We start from the raw sequence: 24732 nt of genomic DNA, 5'->3' as shown, positions 1-24732 counted from the left end.
TTAAGACTCAGATGTGCATATTTAAATAATGAGATTAAAATGGGTAGGTATGCTTAGTTAAAAAGCGGGATGCTCCCTTGCATAGTTTGTAGGAACGCTGTCATACATTTGCGATTTTAACGCTCAGGTTTATCTATTCTAACAGCTAGATATAGATCGCATACCACATTTAGTTTTGTAAATATTTTAGGGGCGATCGCCTTCGGACAATATCATGACTGTAGGTATGTCTGCACTTGTGGGCGATCGCAAATAACTTCCAGGTAGTGTCGCAACTGCTACAGTGTTTGCCAACAGATCGAAAAACTCAACGCTATAACCTGTTTCTAGTCCCTCAACGTGATGCTGTTCTACAACCGTACCGATATCGCCAGCATCAAGTCCTTCTTCTGGAAGGTTGCACAGTAAAATAACATCAGAATAAAGTTGATAGTTCATAATTCTTCTGATTCGGGAAATTGTTGCTCGTATTGGGCTAGAATTTCTCGAACTGTTTCGGCGGCGATGTCTGATAGGTCTGATTTAGAATAGATAGTCACCAAAACGATCGAATCGCTAGTTTTGAGGTAATAAATAGCACGGTAGCCAACGCTTTTGCCTTTTTGAATGTCGCTGTTTTTAATTCGGACTTTAAAAATTTCGTACTCCATTCCCGGAATGCGCGAACCCGGAAGTTCCCCCGATCGAAGTTGGGCGATTAGAGGTTCAATGTCTTGGCGAATGTTGCGATAGCGTTTGGCTAAAGTTCGCAAATCCCGTTGAAATCGAGGGGTAAGTTCAATTTGGATCGGTTGCAGATCAATTGTCATCAATTCCATCCCACAGTTGAGACAAGGGGAGAGTTTGTCCGGTAATTGCCTCATGGAAGCCTTGCTGAATCCCTTCGATGACAGTTTCAGTGGGGTCATCATCGGGATCGATATCAGTGTTTTGATGAATTTTTTGTTGCAGTTCTTTGAAGCGTCCTTTATAGATATCTTCCCATTTATCGGACTGCAAGAATTTGATGAAAGCTAAGACTTCTTGTTGTTGGTCTGGCGATAAGACCTTCACATTTTCCAAAATGGCTTGTTCGACGGTCATAATTATCACTTTTTTTTGATTGCTATTTTACAATCTAGTAACAACATTATATCAAACGGGTGGGTCAACAGCAATTCAAAGTTTGATAAATTACTAGGAAACTACTGCAAAATCTGTGTACTGTCGCATTCCAGGCTCGTGAAATGCCAATACAATATCTTCCTTGGGAACCCCTGCACGCACCAAATCCGTTGCAATCCCATCTTCTGTCCAGTCTTCCTCGATCCAGAATTTGCGATCGCGAATCCGAACGTAAACAGTGATATCGGTAATGCGATCGCCCTTTTGCCAGCCAAGATTCATCCAGATGTAATGACCGTTTTGTTCGTCGGTAATCAAGAATGTCTCGATGTCTGGTTGAGGATGGCGGCACAATTCTACATACTCGGTCAAAATACGTTTGATTAATTGGAGATACTCGATTAGTTTATCCATTGGACTATTTTCTCTACTATCGATCGACCTTTTTTCCCATCGCACTGCGCGAATTGCGATCGCATCAAATACCTGATTCAGTAAAAGCTAGGTTCAAATCATCAATCAATTCCAATTGTTGGGCCCACTCTGTTAAGTAACGCCGATCCAAATTCTCAGATTGGACTTTCAGAATTCCCAAAATATCATTCCATTGTTTTTGAGACTGAGACTGTTGCCGCCAGAGCAGTTTTGCCAACACAATATCTTCAGGAGAAGCAACCCAAAATTGTTCTACACCAGCTTCGTCAAGCGCTTCTAATCGTCGTCTTGCCATTTTTGAACGATCGAATTCAGTATTAGAATTCAGCACAATATCAGCGTTCAATACAGAAGTCATGTGAGTGACGCTCAACACCATCCCTCTACCCTCTTGAATATCTTGTACCGAACCCGGAGGGCAGTAAAAACCAGCCGTTTCTAGTGCTTCAACTAATGGAAAAATATTGTCCCGCAGCAATTCAATTACTAAATCTAAATCGCGTGTTGTTCTCGGGTCGCCATAGACAGAAGCGGCAACGCCTCCTGTAATATAATAAGAGACACCTAATGTTTCAAAAATTGGGTGCAACAGTCTAGCAATTTCGCTGGGGTCTTGCGTCCACATAGATGGCTCACTGGTGGGGGTTAAAATTGGCAACCACTTGCTACCTAATATCGATCGAGCAAATCGCTCTTTGTAGGTTGAGGGACAAGCTTTTTTCATCCCGCGCAAGCTAACAGTTTTTGCCCAACGATTTAATTTTGCCCCCATTTGCCACCGTTGGGAATTGGTGAGTTGCCGCAGTAGGTAAAAATCAATTGCATCAGCTTCAGGAGTTTTATCATCCGACTGGGGACGGTATCCAGGTTTGATGGATATTTTCGGTATGGATTGAATCATTTTGCTTGTTGATTTCCCTAATTCTATACATGATATCAGTTAACAAGGCTCACTGTAGGTCTGTCTGCACGGGTTGGCGATCGCAAATAACTTCCAGGTAGCGTGGTAGATACAGGAAAATCCTCAGAATCTTTTGACTTTGTGTTGACAGCAAATAAAATATGCAGTAATTTAAGAAAAAATTTGAGTAAGTAAGATGATTGACTACCGAGATAATGAAAACTTGTCTTTTGAGGAATATTACGACTTCTTAAAAAGGAGCGATCTTGGTAGTCAGTACCCCAAAGAGCGTTTTGAAGAAAGGGTAAGGAAGCTTTTGACTACTCGCTCAGTCGCTGTTACCGCTAGGAATGATGAAGGGAAGCTAATCGGGGTAGCCTTTGGTATTACGGATTTTGTTTATTTCCTTTTTGTCACAGACCTGGGTGTGGACAGGTCTTATGCAAAACAAGGAATAGGAAGTGAATTATTGGTTCGCATCCGAGAGATGGTTGGTGGGGAAGATGATATTACGGTCGTTACAGTCGCACATGAAACCGCAATGGGTTTCTATGAGAAGTGTGGATATATATCTGAAAACTGTCTATTTTGGAAGCCTTGCAAACTTTGGAGTGAATTCAAAGTAATTTAGCTCAGCAAAGAGATGAGTTACTTTCCCTTGCTTAAGGAAAGCATAAGTAATTGAATTTAGAGAAACTGGCTTCCCGACAATTCGGTAGCAACTTTCCTGTTCTTCAATGTACTGTTTTGTTGTTAGAGCTGCTGTAGTCATATCGATTAAGTGCTAAGAAACTACTGCAAAATCTGTGTACTGCGGCATCCCAGGCTCGTGAAATGCCAACACAATATCTTCCTTGGGAACCCCTGCACGCACCAAATCCGTTGCAATCCCATCCTCTGTCCAGTCTTCCTCGATCCAGAATTTACCATCGCGAATCCGAACGGAAACAGTGATACTGGTAATGCGATCGCCATTAGGCCAGCCCAGATTCATCCAGATGTAATGACCGTTTTGCTCGTCTGCAATCAAGAATGTCTCGATGTCTTGTTGAGAAGGGCGATTATTGCACAATTCTAGATACTCGGTCAAAATACGCTTGATTAGTTTGGGATATTCGATTAGTTGATCCATTGCACAATTTTCTCTACTTCTGTATTTACGATAATTATTTTATAGATGACAAGCAGATAGTTTGGAATCTAACCAATGCAATCCCAATCCCCAGCTATTTCCACCAGGGACGATGACTCTTCTATGTCCTAACCAATATACAAAAGTATGGGGAAGATGACCAAGGGGAGCGCGGAGTTCATAGGTCATTCTACTATTAAATGAATCCCATTTAACGTATTCGCAGAATTTGTCATAATCTTTGCCCGCTTCTTGCCAAATAGACCTTTGTACTGAAAATCCGAAACGCTCATTTGAGTATTTTACCCAAAGTTGGTTAATTGTTTGGAGGTCTGTACAAGGAAAGTTTACCCAATCTGAATGCCCTAAATAGCCTAATTTTTCACAGCACGCTACCCAAAGTATAATTTGTTTAGTTTCGCAATCAGCTTCTTTAAACTTGCCCTCTGCTAAAAAATTGCGTAATTGAGTGTAATCAGCTCCGCTTTCTGAAGCTAGATTAAGAAATTGGTTGTCATAATTTAAAGATTGAAAATCACTCATGGTCAGCGCCTAAGATATTTTGAATATGAGATTATTTGACTTGAGCCGTATGAATTTGCTTCGCGCCCGCTTCGAGAAACCCATGCTTGAGTTAATTATAGTTTTGTAGGGTGCGTTAGGCCGTAGCCGTAACGCACCCATACTAATACTAGCTGCCGCCAATCCGGGCCACATCGCGAGCATTTTCTTCAAATGCAGCCGTCAGCGCATCATCACCGCTTAAACCCGATGCGATCGCCCTTTCAATAGCCTGCAACACCCGCTTATAATCCCTCGGCATCACCTTCACAAACACCGGCACCATCGAGTCCCAATTTGCCAAAACCTTCGATGCTTTCGCACTTCCAGTCAAATCAACGTGAGTCTGAATTAACTGCCGCAAATCGCTAATTTCCTCAACATCCTCCAGTTTTTCCAAATCCACCATCGACATATTGCAGCGAGTAGCAAAATCCCCCGCCTCATCCAAAATGTAAGCAACACCGCCACTCATACCCGCTGCAAAATTGCGCCCGGTTTCGCCCAAAACTACAACTTTGCCGCCAGTCATGTACTCGCAACCGTGATCGCCCACACCCTCAACTACTGTATTCACGCCGGAGTTACGCACCCCAAAACGTTCGCCCGCCATCCCTCGGATGAAAACCTCGCCGGCTGTCGCGCCGTAAAGCACTACGTTACCGACAATCACGTTTTCCTCCGCGACAAAGGTGGAAGCCTGCGACGGATACAAGATGATTTTGCCGCCGCTGAGCCCTTTGCCTAAATAGTCGTTAGCTTCGCCTTCGAGCTCCAGGGTGACTCCCTTGGGCACGAATGCGCCAAAGCTTTGCCCAGCGCTGCCTTGAAAGTGCAGGTGCACCGTGTCATCCGGCAAACCTTCCCAGTGGCGTTTGGTGATTTCGTTGCCGAGAATTGTGCCGACAACGCGGTTGATGTTGGTAATCGGCAGTTTGGCGTGTACCTTTTCGCCGTTTTCGATCGCACCTTTGCACAAATCCAACAACACACTCATGTCCAGGGACTTTTCCAACCCGTGATCCTGCGCCATCTGACAATAGCGCCCGACATCCGCCCCAACTTCCGGCTGATAAAGGATTTTCGAGAAATCCAAACCCTTAGCCTTCCAGTGTTCCACCGCTTGCTGAGGTTCTAAAACATCAGTGCGGCCAACCATTTCATTCAGCGTGCGGAAGCCCAACTGCGCCATAATTTCCCGGACTTCCTGCGCCACGAAGGTCATAAAGTTTACCGTGTGCTCGGGGTCGCCGGTAAAGTTTTTCCGCAATAGCGGGTCTTGCGTCGCCACGCCCACCGGGCAAGTGTTCAGGTGGCAAACGCGCATCATAATGCAGCCCAATGTCACCAGCGGCGCGGTCGCAAAACCGAATTCCTCAGCGCCAAGCAAGGCAGCAATTACTACATCGCGGCCAGTTTTCATTTGACCGTCAGTTTCCACCACAATCCGGCTGCGGAGATTGTTGAGTACCAAAGTTTGGTGAGTTTCCGCCAGTCCCAATTCCCAAGGTAAACCGGCGTGTTTGATCGAAGTTTGCGGCGACGCGCCGGTACCGCCGTCGTAGCCGGAAATCAACACGACATCGGCGTGGGCTTTCGCAACACCCGCCGCGATCGTCCCGACTCCCACTTCCGACACGAGTTTGACGCTAATCCGCGCTTCCCGGTTGGAATTTTTCAAGTCGTGAATCAATTCGGCCAAATCTTCGATCGAATAAATGTCGTGGTGAGGAGGAGGCGAAATCAAACCCACACCCGGAGTCGAGTTCCGCACCTTGGCAATCCACGGGTATACTTTTTTACCGGGCAACTGTCCGCCTTCACCGGGTTTCGCGCCTTGCGCCATCTTGATTTGCAGTTCCCGCGCTTGGGAAAGGTACAAGCTGGTAACGCCGAAACGCCCGGAAGCAACTTGTTTGATCGCGCTGTTTTTCGAGTCGCCGCGATCGTTCGTCCAAGTATAGCGATCGGGATCTTCGCCACCTTCACCGGTATTCGATTTGCCACCAATGCGGTTCATCGCTACTGCTAGCGATTCGTGGGCTTCTTGAGAAATCGAACCATAACTCATCGCCCCAGTTTTAAAGCGTTTGAGAATAGATTCGATCGGCTCAACTTCCTCAATGGGTATCGATTCCCGCTGTTTGAATTGCAACAAACCGCGCAAGGTAAAATGCTGCTGGTTTTGTTCATTAACCAGCCCAGAATACTGTTTGAAAAGCGTATAACTGCCCTCGCGTACCGACTTTTGCAGCGCGTGAATTGTCTGCGGACTAAACAAATGCGCCTCGCCTTCTTTCCGCCACTGATATTCGCCGCCGACATCGAGAGTATGTCCGCTGGATGGGCGGTCTGGGAATGCGTGGGTATGGCGTAAAATTGCTTCTTGGGCGATGACTTCGAGGTCTACCCCTTCAATCCGCGATGCCGTCCAAGCAAAGTATTTATCGACTACGGATTTGTTTAAGCCGATCGCCTCAAAAATCTGCGCCCCGCGATAACTTTGAATTGTGGAAATCCCAATTTTCGAGGCAACTTTCGTCACACCTTTAGTTGCCGCTTTGACGTAGTTTTTGCAAGCTGTTTTGTACTCGACATTTAGCAGCAATCCTTCGCGGATCGAATCGGCGATCGTCTCAAAAGCCAAATACGGATTAATCGCGCCGCAACCATATCCAATAAGTGTCGCAAAGTGATGCACTTCGCGCGGTTCGCCGGATTCGAGCACGAGTCCCGCCCGCGTGCGCGTACCTTTACGGATCAAGTGGTGGTGCAGGCCCGCAACTGCCAGCAGCGCCGGAATTGGGGCTTTGTCTGGATTGACACCCCGATCGCTCAAAATGATGATATTCACCCCGGAGGCGATCGCGCTGTCTGCTGCTGCAAAAACCTCTTCTAAGGCTTGTTCGAGACCTTTTACGCCGCTTTTGGGGTCAAACAAAATCGGTAGTGTAATCGACCGGAAATTGCCCTCATTTACGTGTTTGAGCTTAGCTAATTCTTCATTGCTGAGAATCGGCGTTTTCAGTTCAATCAAATGACAGCTTTCCGGTTCTGGTTTGAGCAAATTGCGTTCAGCGCCGATCGTAGTTTCGGCAGAAGTTACAATTTCTTCGCGGATAGAATCGATCGGCGGATTGGTAACTTGAGCAAACAACTGCTGGAAGTATTCATAAAGCAGTTTTGGCCGATTGGAAAGCACCGCCAGCGGCGTATCCGCACCCATCGCGCCGACAGCTTCCACGCCATCTTTCGCCATCGGCGCTAACAGTAACCGCAGTTCTTCAAAGGTGTAGCCAAAGGCCATTTGCCGCTGCAATAATGTTTCGGGGTGAGATTCTGGTAATGCCGGCGCATCTTTAAGTTTGGCGATTTCGACCATGTGCTGGTCGATCCACTGGCGGTACGGGTGTTCTGTGGCGATTTTGGTTTTAATTTCCTCGTCAGAGACGATGCGGCCTTCCTCGGTATTTACCAGGAACATCCGCCCCGGTTGCAAGCGACCTTTTGATACAATTCGTTCTGGGGCGATCGGCAAAACTCCCGCTTCCGATGCCATAATTACCAAGTCGTCTTTGGTAACGCAGTAGCGGGAAGGGCGCAAACCGTTGCGATCGAGCACGGCCCCGATCGATGTACCATCGGTAAAGGCGATCGAAGCTGGGCCGTCCCAAGGTTCCATCAAGCAAGAATGGTATTCATAGAAAGCCTTTTTCTCGTCACTCATCGACTCGTGGGCTGTCCAAGGTTCGGGAATCATCATCATTACAGCGTGCGGCAAAGAACGCCCAGCCAAAGTCAGCAATTCCAAAGCATTGTCAAAAATCGTCGAGTCGCTGCCTTCGATATTGATTAAATTGGGGATTTTCTTTAAGTCATCGCCGAATAGTTCCGACTCGAACAGCGATTGCCGCGCGTGCATCCAGTTAATGTTGCCGCGCATCGTGTTAATTTCGCCGTTGTGGGCGATGTAGCGGTAAGGGTGCGATCGTTCCCAGCTCGGAAAAGTATTCGTGCTGAAGCGCGAGTGAACTAGGGCTAGAGCGCTTTCCATGTCCGGGTCGTGCAAGTCGGGATAGTAATCGCCGACTTGCACCGGCATTAACATACCCTTGTAGACGATCGTCCGGCACGAGAGAGTGGAATTGTACCAGTAGGGGTCTGTGTTAGTCCTGCGGATGGCATTGTGAGCCCGTTTGCGGATGACGTACAGTTTCCGCTCGAAAGCCGCCTCATCGATACCTGCGGCCCGCCGGAGGAACACTTGCTGCATGAAGGGTTCGCTAGATTTGGCGGTGTCGCCGAGGGACGAGTTGTCGGTGGGAACATCGCGCCAGCCGAGCACTTCCTGGCCTTCTTCGGCGGCGATTTCCTCAAAAATGCGTTTGCCGTTTTCGCGTTCAGTTCGATTTGGCGACGAGTAAATCGCGCCAACGCCGTACTCGCCTGCTTCGGGAAGTTCGATGTTTAGGGCCGCGGTTACTTTCTTGAGAAACTTGTGGGGCACCTGCATCAAAATCCCCGCCCCGTCTCCGGTGTTGGGTTCGCAGCCGCACGCGCCTCGGTGGTCGAGGTTCAGCAGGATTGTCAGTGCCTGCTCGACTATTTGGTGGGATTTGTTACCCTTCATGTGTACGATGAATCCGACTCCGCAAGCGTCGTGCTCGAACTGCGGATCGTACAAGCCTTGTTTTTGTGGCAGTCCGTTGCTGTTCATTTTGATGTGTCTCTCAAAGTGGTGAAAAGATGTCGCTCTAGAGTAGAGGGTGGGATGCCGATCGCTCTAGTATCATGTATTATATGTGGATCTACTCAATTAGGTAGAGTTACCAAAAAATCCAAGCTTTTTATATCCGAGTAAAATAATAGTTAAAGCCGATAACTTAACTAGGAAACCCGGAGGTCTAAATATTTATGCTTAAACACTCTTCAATTATTAGCGCGTCTCCTGAGATTATGGGCGGAACCCCTGTTTTTGCTTGTACTAGGGTTCCGGTACAAACACTTCTGGACTATCTGAAAGCAGGAGAATCTATTGATGATTTTTTAGATGGATTCCCAACAGTCACTAAAGAGCAAGTCATCGCCTTGCTGGAAGAGGCAGAAAAACAGCTTGTTGGCATGGTTGCATAACCCATGAAGCTTCTTTTGGATGAGTGTATCGATCGCAAATTTGCCAGAGAATTTGTTGACCATGAGATGAAAACGGTTCCACAAATGGGATGGGCAGGTGTAAAAAATGGTCAACTTCTTGGCCTTGCAGAAGCAGAGTTTGATGTTTTCATCACAGTTGATCGCAACTTGTCGTTTCAACAGAATTTGCCTCAGTTCGATATTGCGGTAATTGTTCTGCAAGCACCATCTAATCGCTTGGCAGATTTGAAGCCTTTAGCTCCAAAAGTTTTAGCTATTTTAGCTATGGCAACTAGAGGACAAGTTACGATTGTCAGTGCATAGCTTTAAGAAATACGCTCTATGCAATTTTTCTCAACCACTCAATCCTCGATCGCCCATCAACCCTACAATAACTTTATGGCGTTGTTAGTGCGACTGTATCCTCAGCGTGTGGGTGACATTCTCCACCAGCATTTTGCCTTCTCATCCGCGATGAATCTTTCTGAAAAATTGCAACAAGTCGATCGACTCAAAGCCTGGTTAGATAGCTTTCGTCCGCTTTCTCCCACGCTGGTTGCAGAATTGAAAAAACTCTACGATGTTCGGTTCACCTATCACTCCAATGCGCTGGAGGAAAATACCTTGACGCAGCGCGAAACCGCATTAGTCCTAGAAACCGGCATCACTGTCGGTGGCAAAACTTTGCGCGAACACCTAGAAGTCATCGGACATCGAGATGCGATCGACTACATTGAAATGCTAACGCGATCGGACACGGAGATCGGTGAATGGGAAATTAAACAAATTCACAACTTAATTATAAGGGCGATCGCCCCGGAGGAATCTGGACGCGATCGGCAGTTAGATGTCAAAGCCGCCGGTACCGAATACCTCTATCCGCCTCATTATTTGCTTTCGGGTTTGATGCCGGAATTTATCGAATGGCTCAACAGTGATAAAATCAAATCGTTACATCCGTTAGAGTATGCAGCCGAAGCACATCTTCGCTTTGTTTCGATTCATCCATTTCGGGATGGTAACGGACGGACGGGACGGCTATTGATGAATCTCCTGCTGTTGCGGGCTGGATATCCCATTGTCATTATCTCTAACCAGGTGCGTGCTGCCTACATCGATGCGATCGCAGAAGCACAGCAGCATGGTTCTGGGATTCATCCGCTTCTGGATCTTATTGTAGATGCGGCCCGATACTCGCTGATCGAAACCTTGCAAATGATCGCAACCGCCAGCGATAGCCAGGGTCAAGGGCTGCCTTTCTATCAAGAGATGCTAGAAGTTTTGCAGCAGCAGTCTCAAGAGCTGGATTAGGATTCACCTTTAATCAATATTCCAGAACCAGCGCCCTTTCTATGAAGATTTGATGTAGATTGGGGCGATCGATCTAATAACAGGTGACAACAGCTATGTTGGTTTTGCTATGGTTGTTAAGGCAGGTCGATCGGGCTGAGCACAACTCTTGCAAAACTCTACAGTCGGCTAACCAGTCCCCGCAGGTGGGCTTCGGTTTTAACTATAGATTAGTTAATCTCAAAAAACAACGTCGTTTACCAAAGGATTCAGCAAGCAATCCTCAAGGAGTGAAAATCATGGTTCAGATTCAAGAAATTTCTCAAGTATCTACCCTGCACGCACCTGCAGCACCCAATGGAATAGCCGCTACAGAATTGCGGCCTTGGGGCTCCTTTACGACTCTAGAAGAAGGCCCAGGATATAAAATTAAGCGGATCGAAGTTAAGTCGGGACACCGCCTCAGCCTGCAAATGCACCACCACCGCAGCGAACACTGGATTGTGGTTTCTGGTACTGCAAAAGTTACTTGTGGCGAAACTGAACAAGTTCTGTTTACAAATCAGTCTACCTACGTTCCTCAGTGCACTTCTCACCGCCTGGAAAATCCGGGAGTTATCCCCCTGGTTTTAATTGAGGTGCAGAATGGCGAATATCTCGGAGAAGATGATATTATCCGCTTTCAAGACGATTATGCTCGTAATGAAAAGGCTAAGTAACTCAAGTTGCTAAAAATATAGGGGTAAGGTGCGCGGCCCGGCGCACCCTACATTCTCCGGGTAAAGTGCACGCCTAGGCGCACTCTAAATTCTCAAAATTCAACACTACTCCCAAATTACAAATTACAAATTACCAATTACTCATAATGATTCATCTGAGCAAAACAGCAGCAACCGAAGTAACGCGCCTCAAGTCGAAGCATCCGAACCCCAATGCTTTATTTCGTCTGGGCGTGGAATCGAGTGGCTGCTCCGGTTTGTCTTATACAATGGCATTTGACGATGCGCCAGCCCCAGAAGACGCTGTATGCGAGTCGGAGGGAATTGAAGTTGCGATCGACCCCCAGCACTTAAAATATCTCAATGAGCTCACCTTGGATTATTCAGAAGACTTGATGGGCGGAGGTTTCCGATTTCACAATCCCAATGCCGCCCAAAGCTGTAGCTGCGGCAACTCCTTTTCTGCCAAGGAATAATCAATATGATGACAGTCAAAGACTTAGAAAAAGTCCAAAAAACTTTCAAAGAAGTCCCTCAAGACTACCGATATCGACGCCAGTTCAGCATTAGGAATTGATGGCAATGTCGAACTCAGAACTCCCGATACTTACCCCATTATGACTAAAAGCAACTGCCACAAATAGGGGTGGGAATTTAGGTATGTAGTTGCGCTTCAGCGCTCTTCTCTAAGTTAAGCTGTCGCGCATTTAAATTGTATATTCAGGGCGGGACGCCCAAACCACAAGACTTTGATTTTTTTTGACAGACAATTTAAATGTCGTAATAGCTTAAGAGCGCTGAAGCGCAACTACATACCTTTGATTTTTTTGACAGACAATTTAAATGTCGTAACAGCTTAAGAGCGCTGAAGCGCAACTACATACCTTTGTTTTTGACAGACAATTTAAATGCCGCCACAGCTTAAGAGCGCTGAAGCGCAACTACATACCTTTGTTTTTGACAGACAACTTAAATGTCGTAACAGCTTAAGAGCGCTGAAGCGCAACTACATACCTTTGTTGAATATACCAGTTGCGTAAGTCTTATATACCTAAGTTCCTAGAAAACCAGTATTGTAACGTGCGTCGCCCGAAACAATCTGCAAGTGTCATCGAACATCTAAGAGCTCCGCACCCTACCGATTAGCACCACATAATATACCCTTGATGAGTACAATTAGGTGTATCTCACCTCCGTGAGAAGCGCTATAGATGGTTGGTAAAATCCGCCTTGACGCGCGCAAATTATACTATCACGAATCACGCAGAAATGACATACAAGCTCGATCAACTATCAACACAATCAAGCTGGCGTACCGAGAATCATCCACTGCATTAACTGCTGCCACTCGGGAGATCGAGCTAATAAATCTGCATCGAATTCATTTCCCGCATCCTGCGAAAACTCGGCGAAAGCTTCCGCCCAATTAATTACTGTTTCCACAGGCAAATAAGGCGTATAATTCCAAGAACGCTGCAAAAACTCTACCATCTCAACAGAATGACCGGTGCGGTACAAATACCAAGCAATCCACACTAAGGTACTGTACTTAATTTGCTTTTCCAACAAACGTATTTTATCGGGCAATTCGGGGCGGGCAAAAAAATTGTCCATGACTGCGGCGAGGGATTTAGCCTGCGGTAAACCTTTGTACATGGCGCTTTGTTCGTGCTGGCGGTAGCAAACAGTTACTTGCTGCAACCACTCTGCTTCGCATCCCATTAAGGCTAAACGCAGCACTAAATCTGTATCTTCCGCTGGGGGAAATCGAGGATCAAATCCGCCGGCGCGCTCTAACCACTGACGGCGAAATACCATCGCGCTGGGTAATACTGGTTTCCACCGCAGCCACATTTCTAAGTCTAATTTAGGGACATTTTGCCAGGGTTTGACATCTTTTAACGGTTCGCCTATACTATTAACTAGACGCCAACCGCTGTGGACGATTCCTAGATTTGGTCGCGCTGCAAATACAGCCATTTGTGCTGCTAATTTGTCGGGAAAAAAGTAGTCGTCAGCATCGAGAAAGGCGATGAATTCTCCTCGCGATAGCTCGATGCCGTGATTTCGGGCAATCGAAACTCCTTGATTTTGTTGGTAAATGTAGCGAATTCGATCGCCATATTTCTCTAAAACTAACTTGGTATCGTCTCGGGAGCCGTCGTCTACGACAATAATTTCCCAGTTAGTATAGGTTTGGTGCAGAACGCTATCTACGGCTTGGCCGACGTAAGCAGCGCAGTTGTAAGCCGGAATTACTACGCTCACCTGCGGGGTGCGATCGCTCGTAACATTACTCATAATTAATTATCTTAAATTCGATTGCGTCTTTATTTTACAACGAGCGTAGGGTGCGTCAGTTCCTGACGCACCCAGTAAGGGCTTCTTGTGTTCATTAATTTGTGGTCAAGAATTTGCCAAGGTAAGTTGTTGTGAATTCAGTAAATCATGGGGGCGAATTGCTAAAGGGTGGCGATCGCCTTTTACCTTCAAATACTTGTCAACTATTTGCAAAACCTGTTCGGGATTGGCTGGCTTGCTCAAAAAATCGGAAGCACCTGTCAATTTCGCTCGCGTTCGGTCAATTATACTGTCTTGACTGGTCAAAAACACGATCGGAGTTTCCCGAAAAGCAGGTGCTTTTCGCAAAAAATTGCACAAAGCAAAGCCACTTGTCTTCGGCATCACCACGTCCATAAAAATTAACGCAGGCTTTTGTTTGGCGAGGAGGCCCACTCCCTGCATCGGGTCTTGAATTTTTAGGACTCGATACCCTTCCGGCAACAAAATTTGCTCTAAAAATTCGCATACTGTCGGACTGTCATCGATACAAGCAATCAAAGGGCGACCCGGCCCGGCCATCGCTGCGGCAAGGCGCCACTGTTCTATAGGCGACGGCAAGTCTGGTACTGTTCGGAAATTTACTAAACCCTGCTTGATGTAATTGACTAAAGCACGAGTTGCCACTGTCACGCACTGCTTTTTCTTAAATGCAATATCCCAAAGAGTATTCTCGCCGTTGAATACGTTACCCAAAGCGATCAAAGAATTAGAACTAAATCGATTTTGCTGCAACTGGGCAGATGCTTTTAAAAGTGGTGCTTGTTCTGGATCTACCAGCCACAAACCCATTGCTTTCCACTTCTGCCAAATTTCTTCTGTACAACACAGAACTTTCTCTACTTCTGTTAAAGACAGCAGCAAAGAAGAGGTAATTGTAGAAAAATATTTCTGGGACGGACGCCACTCCCGGCGCAAACCCGATTGACCGATCAGAGCAAATAAAACTTCGGAAAGGCTGGTGTGGACGATCGCCTTAGCTTGTTCCAGACTCATTTCGCTGGCTGCTATCCCTCGCTGAAGCAGTTGATATTCCCATAGTTCTCCAGCATCGAGGTTTCTGAGATCCACTTGAAAGTTTCGACAGTGTTGCCCGATCGCCCTGTACCAGCGCCTCGATCTGTGCGATCCTCCCGTAGCATACACCAAACAACCCTGGAAAAAGTAAAGTTGCCATTGTTGCTCCCCTTGCTCTAACAGGAGTTTCCCCGTTGCTTGTTTCTGGCTGAGTACAGCCAGAGTATGGGACAACATTTTGTATCCGATTGCGGTAGCAGACATATCAACTCGCATCCCCTGTACTCTGTTTGTACCATTATATAGCTGCTGAGTTTTGAAAGATAACAGTAATATTACTGAAGTTGGGTTAAGAAATACCACTAATTGTGAGAATTTAACCCTCTTAGGGAGTGATTCCCCTCGGTAGTTTTAGCCATGAGGATGCAACGCCTATTTGCACTATTAACTAATAACTAAACTACTGTTTGTGACTAATAACTAATTGCCCTCGCTATCTTTAGGAGGTACTGGATCGTAACCCCCTGGATGAAAAGGATGACAGCGTAAAATTCGCTTAACAGCCATTGAGCTGCCGCGTGCAGGCCCAAATCTTTCTATTGCTTGGATCGCGTATTGCGAGCAAGTTGGGTGAAATCTACAGGCGTTAGGCAGGTAAGGAGAAATCCCCATTTTGTAGCCTCGGATTAATCCGATTAGCAATTTTTTCACAATTTTTACCTCAGTGATTGATTAGATTAATAGGCCAATCTTGTCCCATACCTTTTTTCATTTTTATTTTAGATACTTAAAGCACAATTTGAGGAGATAATATGGTGCTTGTCTCTGAGTTGGCTACTTGACCGATACCTAAAAAATTACCGTCTCGATCGTAAACCTGCAAGGGATAGGGAGGTTCGGGTATTGGGTTGTGGGGGGGATGGTGGCTATTTTCCTCCTCTGGCCCGATCGGCGTTTCGGGAATTGGGAGGCGCTGTCCTTGAAACCAGCGTTTGGTATATTCAGGGGAAAGGACGATCGCCCCTAAATGTCCCAAAACCGCCGATGGCAAAATCGGGCAGAATTTATTCTCCTGCAATTGCAGTTCCAATTCTTCAAAACTGAGACTTTCCTCGATCAAAAAACCGCTACTTTCGGTGCGAGTCAAACAAGCCAAAGTACCGCCTGCATTCAGCATAGCGCCCAAATCCCGCGCGATCGCCCGAATGTAAGTACCGGCCCCGCAGGCGATCGACAAATCCAATTCAGGAAAATTCCCCGGCCGCCAATCCAAGATTTCCAGCCGAAAAACCTCGACCTTCCTAGCAGCAACTTCCACAGTTTCGCCTTTTCTAGCTAACTCATAAAGGCGTTTTCCTCCCACCTGAACCGCACTAAAACTCGGCGGGAATTGCTCAATTTTTCCTATAAATTTTGGCAGTGCAGCTTGCACTTTTTCCAAACTCAACTCTGGCGCCGGTCGAGAATCGATAATTTCTCCTTCTAAATCGTCAGTAGCAGTAGTTAAGCCAAACCGAATCGTACCTCGGTAAGCTTTATTGTGTTGGAGATATTGCAGCAGTCTGGTTGCTTTGCCCAGGGCGATCGGTAAAACGCCAGTCACAGCAGGATCGAGGGTTCCTCCGTGTCCGACTCGCTTGAGTTTCAATAGCCGGCGCACTCGCCCCACGCAGTCGTGAGATGTCATGCCGGCAGGTTTGTTGAGATTGAGAAAACCGTCAATAGTCATTAGGAAGTTCGGCAACGGATTTTGTAACGGATGTAACGGATATAACGGATGTAACGGAGGTCAGTCCGAGGGAAGTCGGAAGTCGGAAGAAGGAAGAAGGAAGAGGGAAGGAGGAAGAAGGAAGAATGCAACGGGCTATTTATGTAATTTAGCTGATAAAAGGAAGAAGGAAGAAGTCCGAGGGAAGCAGGAAGATGAAAAGTTTGGAGATTGATTTCCTTCGCAACGCGAAAGCTAACGTTACTCGCAACGCGCCAGCGGTTTTGAGTTAAAAAGTTCAACATTAAAAACTTAAAACTACAAAGTACCCGCAAGGGCAATTATCAATTCCCAATTCCCCATTCCCCATTACCAATTAAAGAATAAAGTCTGCCTGAGTGATAGAAGCGCGGGCAACTCCGAATAAAGTAGCGAGAGTTTCCTTGGTGCTTGTAAGCTGAATAATTGTACTCGGTGAAGTTCCGACCCCAGCGGAAATGGTGAGCTCGCCAAAGGTAAGGCCGGCTGCCAAGCGAATCTGATCGATACCATCAGTAAAGTCTGTAATCACATCACCATCTGCCAAACGCCCGATCGCAAAAGTATCGTTTCCGGCGCCGCCAGTTAAAGTATCTTGGCCGCGATCGCCGGATAAACAGTCATTGCCGATGCCACCAAACAGCGAGTCATCGCCGGCCCCCCCAAAAAGCGAGTCATCGCCCGCGCCTCCCAACAAAGTATCGGTGTCTTGGTTGCCAAACAGCAAATCATTACCCTCGTCGCCCAGCATTGAGTCAGAACCTTTGCCGCCGTAGAAAGTATCGCCGCCGGCGCCGCCCAAAACGCTGTCGCGGCCGGCACCGCCGAACAGCAAATCATTGCCAACGTCGCCCAGCAGTGAGTCATCACCGTCGCCACCGTAGAGCGAATCGTCTGCGCCTAAGCCCAAAATGCTGTCAGGGCCACCCAAACCAAATATCAAGTTAGCGCCCGCAGTACCTCTGAGGGAGTCGGGGCCGCTGGTGCCGCGAGTGCCGCCAGGTGCCCCGGAGGGACTGGTACCGCCGCCGGTGGGGGTTGGGGTTGTGACGGGAATTGGTCGAATTGGCACTGCTGATGGCATGATTCTGAAGATGGGTAGAAATTTGCCATTCTAACTTAGCCTAAAACCGGAAGTTATAAGCTCGCCAACCGCCCAGATCAGAAATATCGATCGCATCCGCCACAGCATAAGGTTCGCACAAAAAGCCCTGCACCGTGGAGCCGTCCTCCAACACCAGCGTACCAATTCCCAGCGGCGGGGGAATTTTAGCGACAAATCCGCCGAAAGCGGAGATCGACAACTCCCAAACTTCCACCTCGATCGCGCTACCGCCCTCTATCTGACGCACCAATCCCGGCTTGCCCAGAGCAGTACCCGTCAAAGCGTACAGCTTGTAAATCGGGCTGGTACGGCAGGCGCGAACCAAAATACCTCCCCCCTCGATTAGTTGATAATTCAGCGGCTCACCGCTCAAATGAGCGCCAACCACGGCTATTTTGACTCGTTCTTCTGAGGAAGATTTGGGTGCGATGGCGGGTTCCGGGACGCTTGCCAGCGGCAGGCCGGTTGCGCCCAAAGTTCCCCCCAAGCGATCGTGGAAAGCAGATCCCAGGTGGCAGAGCGATAAATCGTGCCACGCAGGAGCCATCAGTGTCAATCCTGCGGGCAATCCGCTGCTTTGAAACCCGCTGGGAACTGCGATCGCGCACAAATCGAGCAAATTCGCAAAGTTCGTGTAGCGCCCAAGATTGGTGTTGAGCGCGATCGGCTCGGCTGCAACTTCTGCGACAGTATAAATCGTGCCTGTCGTCGGCACCGCCAACACATCCATTGACTGCCACTGAATTTCTGCCTGCTGGCGGAGTTCGGCCAACCGGTACGACGCGCGGTAAGCCGCGACGGCATCGTAGCGTTTGCCGCCGCTGATAATTTCGTAGACTATCGGATCGAGATCCTCTGGGTGCGCGTCGAGGAAATCGCCGATCGCGGCCAACCTTTCTGCTACCCAAGGCCCGCCGTAGAGCAGTTCGGCAGCATCCGCAAAGGGTTTGAAGTCAATAGGTGCGATCGTGCAGCCCAAAGATTGCAAGCGCGCGATCGCCTCTCGGTAGCGCTGTTCGGCTTCTGCATTCCCGAAAAACTCGAGTTCGCCGTCTCCGGGAACTCCCACCCGCAAGCGGGATAAATCCGGCAAAACTTTCGTTTCAGGGCGACGAGAAAACGCATCCTCAGCGTCAAAACCGCTGGCTACTTGCAGCACAGAGGCTGCATCCGCACAGGTGAGAGCGAACACAGAAACGCAATCGAGCGATCGCACAGCCGGCAGTAAGCCGCGAGTGCTGATTGATCCGCAACTTGGCTTCAGCCCGACAATGTTGGTAAAAGCAGCGGGAACCCGCCCCGAACCTGCGGTATCGGTACCCAGAGCAAAACTCACCAATCCGGCCGAGACTGCTGCTGCGGAACCGGAACTCGATCCGCCCGGGATGTAGCGCCGATCGAACGGATTGCGGCAAACTCCATAGGGCGTGCGGGTTCCCACTAATCCTGTGGCAAACTGATCCATGTTAGTTTTGCCGATCGCGATCGCACCTGCCGCGCACAAACGCTCTACGACTGCGGACGATCGCGCTGGAGTGCTAGCAAACTGCGGACATCCCGCCGTAGTGGGAACGCCCGCCCAATCGAGATTATCTTTGATCGCAAAAGGTATTCCGTAGAGCGGCAATTGTTGCGGGTCTAGGTTTTCCAAGGCTTTGGCGCGTTTGAGGGTTTCCGCCAGCGGTGCTAAATAAATCCATACTGCCGGATCTGCATAGCGTTCGATCCGATCGTACACGCTCGCGATCGTATCTGCAGGCGCGATCGAGCCGGTGCGGTAGCGATCGAGCAGCGAATGAATGTCGAGACTGTTGCTGTAGTTAACTTTTTCCATAGTGCACCGTCAGTCGATTTTAGATTTTAGATTTTAGATTTTAGATTGAAGAGTTGACTTCACTGGCTATGTTGGGCGATCGTCCTTACAAATAGAAGGTTAGTTTACCGCATTGTCGATCGTCCTCGCATCTAGTCTAGGGGTCGAAGTATTTCTTGAGAAATATTCAACCCTGACCTTGCGGGTTTCGTCTTTGTGTACAGCTAAACTTCGCGATTTCCCATCGCCCCCTCTCATCGCCCGCTTTAATCTTCCAAAAATTTTAATTAACAACTCCCAAAAAAACCATTTTTTGTAACATTTTACACATTTTCTCATTAAGTTAGCTGTTACCGTTTGAAACGTAGCAATCTAGTAAAATTGCACGCTACATTGTGCTTACCTTTAAAAAAGCTAAGTGCATTGCTGTTACTGACAGTCTCGAATAACTCCTTGGGTTGCAAACAGGGCTTATACAGACAAAAACCGAAAAAATTTAACCGCTTCTAGGGTTCCGATTTGAATCAGTTTCTAACTCAGCTTAGAAAGTTCAAGTGCTGGTCCGAGAGAAGCAGACTGGTTCTCCCAAGATTTTAATTTTAGGGAAACACTAACCAGTTACACGGCGGGATAAAAGCCCGGGAGAAACGCGATCGGTCAGCAAGACTCGGTTCGTTAGCTCTCGGGCTTTATCCTTGTATATCAGGGGGGTTTGCGGAAGCTAAGGAAGCCAAAGAAGGTGCAAAAGCTCGATCGACATATTCACCTCTAACCTGCAACCAGAATATGCTATGAATATCCGATATTGGTCGCCTAAAATAACGCGATCGCCCTTGTCCTACTGCGCCATATTTTTCATCACCTTGTTTTTCGCTGTCGGCTGCGTCAACCCGGCAATTTATATCAAAACCACGACAGAAAGCGAAGCAGCTTCTTCAGTAAGTGCTGATGCAGTTAGCCTCGGATTCAGCGCTTGGCCCGGCTGGTTTCCTTGGCAAATTGCCAAAGAACAAAAGATATTTGAAGCCAACAATGTTGCTGTAGACTTAAAATGGTTTGACGGGTACTTAGAATCGATCAGCACCCTCACAGCAGGACAGATAGATGCTAACAGCCAAACCCTCGGCGATACCGTAAACTCTATATCAGGCGGCGCCGACCAAGTAATTGTTTTAGTCAACGACAACTCGACGGGAAATGACAAAGTGATTGTTGCCGAAGGCATCAATTCCGTCGCCGATTTAAAAGGAAAAAAAGTTGCAGCAGAGGAAGGTACAGTAGATCACTTTCTCTTATTGTTAGGGCTGAGAAAAGCAGGTTTATCAGTGCAAGATATTCAATTTATACCGCTGGAAACCGGCAAAGCTGCGGCGGCTTTCGTCGGAGGGCAAGTTGATGCGGTGGCAGTATTTGCGCCGTTTACCACGCAGGCATTAAAACGCTCGAACAGCAAGGAACTGTTTAGTTCAAAAGATTTTCCGGGGGCGATTTCCGACCATTTGGTATTCACGCGAAAGTTTATCGGCGAACACCCCGATCGAGTGCAAGCCCTGGTCAATTCATGGTTTGCAACATTGGAATACATGAAAGCAAATAAAGAGAAATCTTACGATATTCTAGCCAACCGCGCCGGAGTTAGTGTTGAGGAATACAAAGAATATGAAAACGGCACTAAGATATTTACGATCGAGGAAAACTTGAAAGCCTTTCAACCGGGAAATGACATGACATCATTGCAGTTTGCGGCGGCAGAAATGACCAAATTTCTCGTGGATGTAAATTTAGCAAAAACCCAACCCGATATCAGCACATTATTTGACGCTCGCTTTATAAAAGCTTATGCCGAAGGTAAAAGCTAAAAGGCATAATTTACGATTGTGCAGACACAAAAAACCTTAAAAAAAATACTTTTTATAATCCCCAACATCTACTCCAATTACTCGACAAACCCTTCCGCAATTAAATCATGCCACCAAATCCCGATCCCCGATCGATCCAATCCCACCTCAAGCAAAAAAGCCTAAATCCCACCGTTTTCTGGCGGATTGCGGAAGAGATACCACAGCCCCTCAATATTGGGTTAACGGTAACATCGATCGCACTGCCGCTGCTGCTGTGGTGGCTAGTAACAACCTTCGCCGATGTAGACCCCAAATTTTTGCCTTCCCCCGGCAAAGTTTTAGAAGCATTTGGTCGGCTGTGGAACACTCGCGAACTTTTGAAAGACACGGTAGCGAGTTTGTGGCGGGTGGGAGTGGGCTTTCTGTTCGCCTTGGTTTTTTCCATACCAATTGGCGTGCTGATGGGCAGTTTTCCCAGTATTCGCGCCTTGCTGGAACCCATGTTCGGCTTGATGCGATATATGCCCGCACCAGCATTCATTCCCCTGCTAATTCTCTACTTGGGAATCGGCGAAGAACCCAAAATAATGCTGATATTTATCGGCGTCTTTTTCTTCAATTCGCTGATGGTGATGGATACAGTCAAGTTTGTTCCAAAAGACTTGATCGAATCTACTTATATGTTGGGCGGCAATCGCTGGGAAATCCTAACTCAAGTTATTTTTCCCCACGTTTTGCCGGGAATTCTTGATGCTAGCCGCATCAACCTAGCAGCAGCTTGGCAATTGGTAATCGTCTCGGAATTGATTGCGGCAACCGAAGGCTTAGGCCGCCGGATCAGTGTCGCAGGTCGATTTCTCCGAACCGATGAAATTTTTGTGGGGCTGATTGTCATTGGGGTGATCGGACTGACTTTTGACTTGCTTTTTCAATATCTGCTGCGGGTTTCTTGTAAATGGTCAAGCCAGAAACAGTAAGCAGATGTTAAAAAGCAGAATGGTATCATTTTTTTACTTACAATACAGAGGATAAACTCATGTTTTTGCAAATCAACAACCTCCACAAAAACTTTGAAACGAAAAACGGTAAGTTAGTTGTCCTCAAGGACATCAATATGAGCATCAAGCAAGGCGAATTTATCTGCGCGGTAGGCGCATCCGGTTCGGGGAAATCTACTCTGTTGAGGCAGATTGCGGGATTGGACAAGCCGACAACAGGGGAAGTGAAAATTGATGGCAAGGAAGTTGTTTCGCCTGGGCCGGATCGAGGTATGGTATTTCAGCATTACACTCTTTATCCTTGGATGAACGTGCAGGAAAATGCCGAGTTTGGTCTCAAACTTCAAGGCGTGTCCAAGAAAAAGCGGCGCGAACAAGCGAGCTATTATTTGAGTGTGGTAGGATTGACGCAGTTTGCTTCGTCGCTGCCGAAGGAATTGTCGGGCGGGATGAAACAGCGGGTGGCGATCGCCCGCGCCCTCGCTTCTGAACCTAAAGTGTTATTAATGGATGAACCTTTCGGCGCCTTGGATATCCACACTAAAGAATCGATGCACGAATTCATGCTCGATTTGTGGCGCCGCACTCAGATTACAATCTTTATGATTACCCACGATGTCGAAGAAGCGGTGTTTCTTTCCAATCGGATTTATGCTTTGGGCGCTCGTCCCGGTACAGTGAGAAAGGAAATGTCGATTAATTTGCCCGATCGCACTCCCAGCATTAAACGGCACGCTAAATTCCACGATTACCGCGACGAACTCATGGATTTGATGCGGAAACACGGACAGGAAGCAGTTGCAATGGCTGCTTAAATAGAAATAGGTTTGTAGTTGCACTTTTTGCACTCGCGCCAACAGTACAACGGCCAACCTAAGTAAGTGGAAACTTACATATTGCCCCATCCTCAATTACCTATTTAGGAACGGGCAAGATGCCCGTTCCACAAAACTCAATTTTATTGTGGAACGGGCATCTTGCGCGTTCTTGAGAATGGCGCAAGATATCAGTGGAGATAAATATTACTTTGGGAGAGGGTGAGTTTTGCCACTACAAAATACTATTTCTTTGTTTCGCTGACCCCCCAAAATACATCAAGAGGAACTTATGGTGCAACTATCATCGATCGACACAAATTCACAAATTGATTCTGACCTCGTATTAATGCAAGAAACCGTACCGGGCGGCGCGTACTGGTCGGGGGTCATCAAGCGGGGAAACACCCTGCGAATCACCGATTTAGAAGGCTCTCGCGGCGTTTCCATGCTGTGCTACAACGCCGATAATGCGATCGAACGTTTCAACGCAGCAGACACCGCCAAAATTCAATTCAATGCCTTTCTCAAACAAGGCATGGTGCTCTACACAGACATGGGGCGCATCCTATTTTCCATCACCCAGGACACCTCCGGCTGTCACGATTTGCTAGGAGGATGCAGCAACGCCATTAGCAATGCCAAAAAATACGGCGAAGGAGACTGGAAAAACTCCCGCGACAACTTCCTCAAAGCCTTAACTCGGTGGGGATTGGGCAAAAAAGATATCATGCCGAACCTCAACTTATTTACTCGCATTGCCGTCAAACCAGACGGCACGATGGAGTATCGCGAAGGCTGCGAGAAACCGGGTAGTTTTATCGATTTGCGAGCCGAAATGAACGTATTGACAATTATCTCTAACTGCCCCCACATCCTGCATCCTGCTTCAATTTACGATCCAAAACCCATCCAAATTCAGATTGTGAAAACCCCCGCACCCGCACCAGACGACTTGTGCCGCACCGCCAACCCGGAAGCAGTGCGCGGCTTCATTAACACAGACGCTTTTTTCGTTCAACAATAAACTCTTTTACAACTCAATCCTAGCCGCGTTCCGAAGCGGTGAAAAACCGCAAATTATCCTTTGCATACCTTCAGGAAAAAAAACCATGCTTTTAACCAGCAAACGAATCCTAGATCCCGCACTAGCAATTTACAACGAAGTTGTACCTGCCAGACATCCTTGGTCTCGCGTCATCAAAAAAGGACAAATTCTTCGGATTGTAGATTTAGGCGGAAATCAAGCAGTAGACTTTTTAGTTTACAATGCCGATGACCCTTCCGAACGCTACAGTGCCCCCGATACGATCGTCCATCAAGGCAACATCTTTGTCACTACAAACAGCAAACTCATTTCTAACGAAGGGCGAGCCATGATGACCATAATTGCTGACTCCTGCGGGCGACACGATACCTCCGGCGGCGCCTGTAGCTGCGAGAGCAATTCGGTGCGGTTTGGACTAGATAAAAAATACCAGCACGCCTGTGTTGAAAATTTCCTCGCCGCAATTCTTCCCTACGGTTTGGGTAAGCGAGATTTAGTCAGCAATATCAACTTCTTTATGAATGTTCCGGTTAGCGAAGATGGCACGCTTGAAATTGTTGACGGCATCTCCGATCCGGGAAGCACAGTTGATTTGCGAGCCGAAATGAACGCGCTGGTTGCTATTTCTAACTGCCCGCAAATGAACAATCCTTGCAATGCTTACAATCCTACGCCGATTCAGTTGATTGTTTGGGATGCGGTGTAAATGTAGGGTGGGCACGGCCTCCGCAAT

The 24732-nt window shown here is 47.5% G+C and carries 25 protein-coding genes and 1 riboswitch; of the genes, 11 read left to right on the top strand and 14 right to left on the bottom strand.

Annotated features, from left to right (window positions below; genetic code table 11):
- Nucleotides 1-186: 186 nt before the first annotated feature.
- From QUA70_RS04465 to QUA70_RS04445, 5 genes are all read right to left on the bottom strand, one after another.
- Nucleotides 187-438, bottom strand: a complete 252-nt coding sequence (locus QUA70_RS04465; protein ID WP_333335825.1) for a DUF4926 domain-containing protein — start codon at nucleotides 436-438, stop codon at nucleotides 187-189.
- Nucleotides 435-809, bottom strand: coding sequence for a type II toxin-antitoxin system RelE/ParE family toxin (locus tag QUA70_RS04460; protein WP_333335828.1), 375 nt, complete (start codon nucleotides 807-809; stop codon nucleotides 435-437). Before QUA70_RS04460 ends, QUA70_RS04465 begins: the two co-directional genes overlap by 4 nt.
- A complete protein-coding gene (locus tag QUA70_RS04455) occupies nucleotides 799-1083 on the bottom strand; it encodes a hypothetical protein (RefSeq protein ID WP_333335830.1) in 285 nt (94 codons plus the stop codon). Before QUA70_RS04455 ends, QUA70_RS04460 begins: the two co-directional genes overlap by 11 nt.
- A gap of 93 nt (nucleotides 1084-1176) precedes the next feature.
- Nucleotides 1177-1518, bottom strand: a complete 342-nt coding sequence (locus QUA70_RS04450) for a XisI protein (protein WP_333335833.1) — start codon at nucleotides 1516-1518, stop codon at nucleotides 1177-1179.
- Between the two features lie 64 nt (nucleotides 1519-1582).
- Entirely contained in the window at nucleotides 1583-2440 is an 858-nt protein-coding gene (locus QUA70_RS04445) for a hypothetical protein (protein ID WP_333335836.1), read from the bottom strand.
- Between the two features lie 196 nt (nucleotides 2441-2636).
- On the opposite strand from QUA70_RS04445, the gene QUA70_RS04440 reads away from it, so the two are divergent.
- Nucleotides 2637-3071 (top strand): GNAT family N-acetyltransferase, encoded by a 435-nt coding sequence (locus QUA70_RS04440; protein WP_333168755.1) that lies wholly within the window; start codon nucleotides 2637-2639, stop codon nucleotides 3069-3071.
- A gap of 153 nt (nucleotides 3072-3224) precedes the next feature.
- On the opposite strand, the gene QUA70_RS04435 is transcribed toward QUA70_RS04440, so the two are convergent.
- The 3 genes from QUA70_RS04435 to gltB form a co-directional block, all read right to left on the bottom strand.
- Complete coding sequence (locus QUA70_RS04435) at nucleotides 3225-3572, bottom strand: XisI protein (RefSeq protein WP_333335839.1); 348 nt, start codon at nucleotides 3570-3572, stop codon at nucleotides 3225-3227.
- A 39-nt stretch (nucleotides 3573-3611) separates the two neighbouring features.
- A complete protein-coding gene (locus QUA70_RS04430; protein WP_190693291.1) occupies nucleotides 3612-4115 on the bottom strand; it encodes a GUN4 domain-containing protein in 504 nt (167 codons plus the stop codon).
- A 148-nt stretch (nucleotides 4116-4263) separates the two neighbouring features.
- Nucleotides 4264-8850, bottom strand: a complete 4587-nt coding sequence (gene gltB / locus QUA70_RS04425) for a glutamate synthase large subunit (protein WP_333345233.1) — start codon at nucleotides 8848-8850, stop codon at nucleotides 4264-4266.
- Between the two features lie 197 nt (nucleotides 8851-9047).
- Here gltB and QUA70_RS04420 point away from each other — a divergent pair, with 197 nt between their 5' ends.
- The 5 genes from QUA70_RS04420 to QUA70_RS04400 all read left to right on the top strand — a co-directional run bounded on the left by QUA70_RS04420 (nucleotide 9048) and on the right by QUA70_RS04400 (nucleotide 11751).
- A complete protein-coding gene (locus QUA70_RS04420; protein ID WP_333345231.1) occupies nucleotides 9048-9266 on the top strand; it encodes a DUF433 domain-containing protein in 219 nt (72 codons plus the stop codon).
- A 3-nt stretch (nucleotides 9267-9269) separates the two neighbouring features.
- Nucleotides 9270-9590 carry a DUF5615 family PIN-like protein gene (locus tag QUA70_RS04415; protein ID WP_333345229.1) on the top strand — a complete coding sequence of 107 codons (321 nt, stop codon included), beginning with the start codon at nucleotides 9270-9272 and terminating at the stop codon, nucleotides 9588-9590.
- Between the two features lie 18 nt (nucleotides 9591-9608).
- Nucleotides 9609-10577 (top strand): Fic family protein, encoded by a 969-nt coding sequence (locus tag QUA70_RS04410; RefSeq protein WP_333345227.1) that lies wholly within the window; start codon nucleotides 9609-9611, stop codon nucleotides 10575-10577.
- A gap of 278 nt (nucleotides 10578-10855) precedes the next feature.
- Entirely contained in the window at nucleotides 10856-11275 is a 420-nt protein-coding gene (locus QUA70_RS04405; RefSeq protein WP_190693399.1) for a phosphomannose isomerase type II C-terminal cupin domain, read from the top strand.
- A 146-nt stretch (nucleotides 11276-11421) separates the two neighbouring features.
- Nucleotides 11422-11751, top strand: a complete 330-nt coding sequence (locus tag QUA70_RS04400; RefSeq protein ID WP_006630924.1) for a HesB/IscA family protein — start codon at nucleotides 11422-11424, stop codon at nucleotides 11749-11751.
- 826 nt (nucleotides 11752-12577) lie between these two features.
- Here the strand turns inward: QUA70_RS04400 and QUA70_RS04395 are convergent.
- The 6 genes from QUA70_RS04395 to atzF form a co-directional block, all read right to left on the bottom strand.
- Nucleotides 12578-13576 carry a glycosyltransferase gene (locus tag QUA70_RS04395; protein WP_333332948.1) on the bottom strand — a complete coding sequence of 333 codons (999 nt, stop codon included), beginning with the start codon at nucleotides 13574-13576 and terminating at the stop codon, nucleotides 12578-12580.
- Nucleotides 13577-13681: 105 nt separating this feature from the next.
- A complete protein-coding gene (locus QUA70_RS04390) occupies nucleotides 13682-14896 on the bottom strand; it encodes a response regulator (protein WP_333332946.1) in 1215 nt (404 codons plus the stop codon).
- A 216-nt stretch (nucleotides 14897-15112) separates the two neighbouring features.
- On the bottom strand, nucleotides 15113-15343 hold the full coding sequence (yidD, locus tag QUA70_RS04385) for a membrane protein insertion efficiency factor YidD (RefSeq protein WP_333332944.1): 231 nt from the start codon (nucleotides 15341-15343) through the stop codon (nucleotides 15113-15115).
- 76 nt (nucleotides 15344-15419) lie between these two features.
- Complete coding sequence (truB, locus tag QUA70_RS04380) at nucleotides 15420-16361, bottom strand: tRNA pseudouridine(55) synthase TruB (RefSeq protein WP_333332942.1); 942 nt, start codon at nucleotides 16359-16361, stop codon at nucleotides 15420-15422.
- Between the two features lie 355 nt (nucleotides 16362-16716).
- Nucleotides 16717-17463: a calcium-binding protein gene (locus tag QUA70_RS04375; protein WP_333345224.1), complete on the bottom strand. Its 747-nt coding sequence runs from the start codon at nucleotides 17461-17463 to the stop codon at nucleotides 16717-16719.
- Between the two features lie 40 nt (nucleotides 17464-17503).
- On the bottom strand, nucleotides 17504-19318 hold the full coding sequence (gene atzF, locus QUA70_RS04370; protein ID WP_333345222.1) for an allophanate hydrolase: 1815 nt from the start codon (nucleotides 19316-19318) through the stop codon (nucleotides 17504-17506).
- A 474-nt stretch (nucleotides 19319-19792) separates the two neighbouring features.
- Nucleotides 19793-19944, top strand: a riboswitch (guanidine-I (ykkC/yxkD leader).
- Nucleotides 19945-20088: 144 nt separating this feature from the next.
- Here atzF and QUA70_RS04365 point away from each other — a divergent pair.
- The 5 genes from QUA70_RS04365 to QUA70_RS04345 all read left to right on the top strand — a co-directional run bounded on the left by QUA70_RS04365 (nucleotide 20089) and on the right by QUA70_RS04345 (nucleotide 24705).
- On the top strand, nucleotides 20089-21156 hold the full coding sequence (locus QUA70_RS04365; protein ID WP_333345221.1) for an ABC transporter substrate-binding protein: 1068 nt from the start codon (nucleotides 20089-20091) through the stop codon (nucleotides 21154-21156).
- Between the two features lie 107 nt (nucleotides 21157-21263).
- Nucleotides 21264-22115: an ABC transporter permease gene (locus QUA70_RS04360; RefSeq protein ID WP_333332934.1), complete on the top strand. Its 852-nt coding sequence runs from the start codon at nucleotides 21264-21266 to the stop codon at nucleotides 22113-22115.
- 59 nt (nucleotides 22116-22174) lie between these two features.
- Nucleotides 22175-22951 carry an ABC transporter ATP-binding protein gene (locus tag QUA70_RS04355; protein ID WP_006630934.1) on the top strand — a complete coding sequence of 259 codons (777 nt, stop codon included), beginning with the start codon at nucleotides 22175-22177 and terminating at the stop codon, nucleotides 22949-22951.
- Nucleotides 22952-23243: 292 nt separating this feature from the next.
- Nucleotides 23244-23978, top strand: coding sequence for an urea amidolyase associated protein UAAP1 (locus tag QUA70_RS04350; RefSeq protein ID WP_333345219.1), 735 nt, complete (start codon nucleotides 23244-23246; stop codon nucleotides 23976-23978).
- Between the two features lie 85 nt (nucleotides 23979-24063).
- Nucleotides 24064-24705, top strand: coding sequence for an urea amidolyase associated protein UAAP2 (locus QUA70_RS04345; protein ID WP_333345217.1), 642 nt, complete (start codon nucleotides 24064-24066; stop codon nucleotides 24703-24705).
- The last annotated feature ends 27 nt before the right edge of the window (nucleotides 24706-24732 follow it).

It is taken from the genome of Microcoleus sp. LAD1_D5 (assembly GCF_036702115.1).
Lineage (GTDB): Bacteria > Cyanobacteriota > Cyanobacteriia > Cyanobacteriales > Microcoleaceae > Microcoleus.
Note: the sequence above shows the minus strand (reverse complement) of the source record. Positions and strands in the feature narration are given on the sequence as shown.

Bases quoted from the DNA above. Each gene is read 5' to 3' on its own strand.
- QUA70_RS04465 (WP_333335825.1), bottom strand. From the start codon at position 438: ATGAACTATCAACTTTATTCTGATGTTATTTTACTGTGCAACCTTCCA.
- QUA70_RS04460 (WP_333335828.1), bottom strand. From the start codon at position 809: ATGACAATTGATCTGCAACCGATCCAAATTGAACTTACCCCTCGATTT.
- QUA70_RS04455 (WP_333335830.1), bottom strand. From the start codon at position 1,083: ATGACCGTCGAACAAGCCATTTTGGAAAATGTGAAGGTCTTATCGCCA.
- QUA70_RS04450 (WP_333335833.1), bottom strand. From the start codon at position 1,518: ATGGATAAACTAATCGAGTATCTCCAATTAATCAAACGTATTTTGACC.
- QUA70_RS04445 (WP_333335836.1), bottom strand. From the start codon at position 2,440: ATGATTCAATCCATACCGAAAATATCCATCAAACCTGGATACCGTCCC.
- QUA70_RS04440 (WP_333168755.1), top strand. From the start codon at position 2,637: ATGATTGACTACCGAGATAATGAAAACTTGTCTTTTGAGGAATATTAC.
- QUA70_RS04435 (WP_333335839.1), bottom strand. From the start codon at position 3,572: ATGGATCAACTAATCGAATATCCCAAACTAATCAAGCGTATTTTGACC.
- QUA70_RS04430 (WP_190693291.1), bottom strand. From the start codon at position 4,115: ATGAGTGATTTTCAATCTTTAAATTATGACAACCAATTTCTTAATCTA.
- gltB (WP_333345233.1), bottom strand. From the start codon at position 8,850: ATGAACAGCAACGGACTGCCACAAAAACAAGGCTTGTACGATCCGCAG.
- QUA70_RS04420 (WP_333345231.1), top strand. From the start codon at position 9,048: ATGCTTAAACACTCTTCAATTATTAGCGCGTCTCCTGAGATTATGGGC.
- QUA70_RS04415 (WP_333345229.1), top strand. From the start codon at position 9,270: ATGAAGCTTCTTTTGGATGAGTGTATCGATCGCAAATTTGCCAGAGAA.
- QUA70_RS04410 (WP_333345227.1), top strand. From the start codon at position 9,609: ATGCAATTTTTCTCAACCACTCAATCCTCGATCGCCCATCAACCCTAC.
- QUA70_RS04405 (WP_190693399.1), top strand. From the start codon at position 10,856: ATGGTTCAGATTCAAGAAATTTCTCAAGTATCTACCCTGCACGCACCT.
- QUA70_RS04400 (WP_006630924.1), top strand. From the start codon at position 11,422: ATGATTCATCTGAGCAAAACAGCAGCAACCGAAGTAACGCGCCTCAAG.
- QUA70_RS04395 (WP_333332948.1), bottom strand. From the start codon at position 13,576: ATGAGTAATGTTACGAGCGATCGCACCCCGCAGGTGAGCGTAGTAATT.
- QUA70_RS04390 (WP_333332946.1), bottom strand. From the start codon at position 14,896: ATGTCTGCTACCGCAATCGGATACAAAATGTTGTCCCATACTCTGGCT.
- truB (WP_333332942.1), bottom strand. From the start codon at position 16,361: ATGACTATTGACGGTTTTCTCAATCTCAACAAACCTGCCGGCATGACA.
- QUA70_RS04375 (WP_333345224.1), bottom strand. From the start codon at position 17,463: ATGCCATCAGCAGTGCCAATTCGACCAATTCCCGTCACAACCCCAACC.
- atzF (WP_333345222.1), bottom strand. From the start codon at position 19,318: ATGGAAAAAGTTAACTACAGCAACAGTCTCGACATTCATTCGCTGCTC.
- QUA70_RS04365 (WP_333345221.1), top strand. From the start codon at position 20,089: ATGAATATCCGATATTGGTCGCCTAAAATAACGCGATCGCCCTTGTCC.
- QUA70_RS04360 (WP_333332934.1), top strand. From the start codon at position 21,264: ATGCCACCAAATCCCGATCCCCGATCGATCCAATCCCACCTCAAGCAA.
- QUA70_RS04355 (WP_006630934.1), top strand. From the start codon at position 22,175: ATGTTTTTGCAAATCAACAACCTCCACAAAAACTTTGAAACGAAAAAC.
- QUA70_RS04350 (WP_333345219.1), top strand. From the start codon at position 23,244: ATGGTGCAACTATCATCGATCGACACAAATTCACAAATTGATTCTGAC.
- QUA70_RS04345 (WP_333345217.1), top strand. From the start codon at position 24,064: ATGCTTTTAACCAGCAAACGAATCCTAGATCCCGCACTAGCAATTTAC.